The sequence below is a fragment of the Chelatococcus reniformis genome, from assembly GCF_014640075.1.
GTDB classification, from domain to species: domain Bacteria; phylum Pseudomonadota; class Alphaproteobacteria; order Rhizobiales; family Beijerinckiaceae; genus Camelimonas; species Camelimonas reniformis.
The window spans coordinates 144,782-147,540 of the sequence record NZ_BMGG01000005.1; the positions used below are offsets into that span (position 1 = coordinate 144,782).

Here is a 2,759-nt window from a genome sequence, read left to right on the forward strand (position 1 = left end):
GGCCGTGAACCGAGCAGACCCTCACGTACTCGACGGGCGCAGCCTTTGTCATTGGAAGATCGGCAGCCTGCGCCCCCGCGACGGCAAATAAGCCTGCCGTCGATGCGAGGAGAAGGCTCTTTGCGAGCTTCATAGGTAGTCTCCTTGTTAGATCCCGTTATCCCCACAGCAGGACTGGCCAGAAATTACTGTTGCTTGCAGTCCGCCGCCGTCGCAGTGCAGTCACCGCTGTGGCGAGACTATCGACGTCGAACAGCAGCGCAATCTCCGTCCGAACGACATCTCTTTGGAAAAGTTGATTTGACGTCGATTGTGGCAAAAACACCACCACGTATATTGCGATGCAACGAAAGGAGGGCTTCCGGATTCGCATGGCCAAGTATCGAAGACTCGTGGATTCCCGCAAAAACGTATTGGCTTGTGCGGAATACTAAGAATTGCGGAAATTGATGCGCCGGCGCGGAATATCAACCGCGTGTCACGGAATTTGACCGTCGCGGAATAAGATGACGCTGCATCTCTCCATGGCAAAGCCCGCGTTATGGCGACGTCGATGCACGGCGGGGAGCGCGGCCGCGGCGCCATCGCCCCTGGCGCGCCGGCTCGGCGCCGCGGCCGGTGAGCCCTCGAAGGCCCCCTTGCTGGAGCCGGGCCTGGGATGTGCTGGACGGGAGGTTTGCGCGCCTGCCTCCCCAAGCCTCGACGCATCCACGAGGGCGTCCGGCGAGCGGAGACTTTCGCCATATTTCGGCTGCGACGCCGTGGCGAAATAACGACGCATGAGCACGATCACCTATTTCATCGTGTTGTCGTTCGTGCGCGATGCCGACGACGCCCTGATCGCCGAGCAGCCGATCGAGATGCCGTCGGCCTCCCTTGCCGAAGCGACGGCCGAGCGCATGGCCTGCGTCAAGGCAGGCGCGGTGGCGCTTTCCAGAACCGGCGACCCAGCGGCCGGCGCCTTTGGCGAGGCGGTGATTCTGGCGCGCTTCGGCGAGGTCCCTGACGACCTCGACGAGTTTACGTGAGCGTCGACCGGGCCCTCGGCCGGCGGTGCGCGTCGGCCGGGGGCGGTTCGGCCGGCGCGGATGCCAGTCGCGAATCGGGTTGAGATGCGGCCGCCGAGCGCTCGTTCGATTCGCAGCTGCGGTGGGCGGGCAAACGCACCGGCGTCGGCTCCAGTGCGATGCGCGCCCTCTGGCAAGATGCCCGTGGCCGAGGCGTGGCTTGCTTTTCGCCCGAAATACCGCCGTGCGGAAGGGGCGAGCCGCGCCGTGGCCCATGGTGCCGCCAATCGTGACGCATTTGCGCCGGGTGGGTCTGCGCCCGGATCTTCGCGGCAGCCCTGAAATCCTGGCAGCATCGGGCTTTCCGGGTGGTTTCGCGCTCGTTGTGTTTCTGCAACAGCGGGTGTCAAAAGCGGCCGGCTGGCGACGGCTTGGGCAATTCGCGGTTGATCGACGGGGGGCGGGCGATATGGTGACACACGCAACGGGTCAAATCCGTTCGCCGGCCCGCCCATTTCCTCGAAACGATGAGGCGGTGCCGTACGAGGGAAGACGGCATATTCGTCCAAGAGCCTTCCGGGGCACGTGGTCAAAATAGTCCGGTCCCAAGGGGTCTCGAAAGTTGGAGGTCATAATGAAGCTCGCAAAGAGCCTTCTCCTCGGATCTGCTGCAGGTCTGTTTGCCGTCGCGGGGGCGCAGGCAGCCGATCTTCCGATGACGAAGGCGGCGCCAGTCGAATACGTGAAGGTATGCTCCGTTCACGGTGTCGGCTTTTTCTACATCCCGGGCACCGATACCTGCATCAAGATCGGTGGCCGCGCTCAGTTCCAGTATGAGTTTGCGCAGTATCGTTCGCTGAACGGCAACGATCGGTCGAACTTCATCGGCGCCGGCCGTATTCAGGTGGACGCCCGCACCTCCACGGCGTGGGGCACGCTGCGGACCTTCGTCCGCTTCGACATCGCCAGCCGCACCGGCCAGCAGCACGGCGCCTCCGGCACCCTGCGCAACTACGGCCCGAGCTCGTTCAACGCCACGGGCATCGACACCTACAACCGCTCGTACAAGTACGTCGAGGTCGACAAGGCGTTCATTCAGTTCGCCGGCCTCACCGCCGGTCGCGCCTCGTCGTTCTACGACTTCTACGTCACCGACATCGAGCTGAGCAACTTCTCGATCACTTCGAACGTCTCCGCCACCAACCTCCTGGCCTACACCTACCAGTTCGGTGGCGGCTGGAGCGCCACGGTGTCGGCGGAAGATCCCTCATTCCGCCGCAACCCGCTGTTCTCGGTCAACCCGCAGAGCGCGATCCCCGGCGCCAACCTCACCTTCAGCCAGCCCAACGTCGGCAACATCGCCAGCTCGCTGGCGGCGCTATGCAACAACGGCGGTGTCAACGGCTGCACCTACGGCTCGCCGGTCTACCTGTTCAACGCGGCTGGCGAGCGCCTCGGCTACGCCTTCGTCGACATCTCCCAGCGCCAGCAGCTGCCGGACTTCGTCGCCAACCTGCGCGTCGACCAGAGCTGGGGCTCGGCCCAGATTTCGGCCGCCGTGCACCAGGTCTCCATCGGCGGCTACAACAACCTCAGCGTCTACAACAACGCCGGCGTTCCCGTTACATCCGGAGCGGTCGCTGCTGCCGGTGTCTACCCGCAGCGGCCCGAGGCGGCCTACGGCTACGCCGTCCAGGGCGGCGTGAAGTTCAACCTGCCGTTCCTGGCGCCGGGTGACGCGCTGTGGCTGCA

At 64.4% G+C, this 2,759-nt stretch carries 2 protein-coding genes; both read left to right on the top strand.

Annotation, left to right across the window (positions count from 1 at the left end; translation table 11 throughout):
- The first annotated feature begins 779 nt into the window (after window positions 1-779).
- Entirely contained in the window at window positions 780-1,028 is a 249-nt protein-coding gene (locus tag IEW34_RS14515) for a hypothetical protein (protein WP_188609931.1), read from the top strand.
- Between the two features lie 613 nt (window positions 1,029-1,641).
- The coding region (locus IEW34_RS14520; RefSeq protein WP_244641987.1) for a porin at window positions 1,642-2,759 on the top strand (1,118 nt) is incomplete at its 3' end.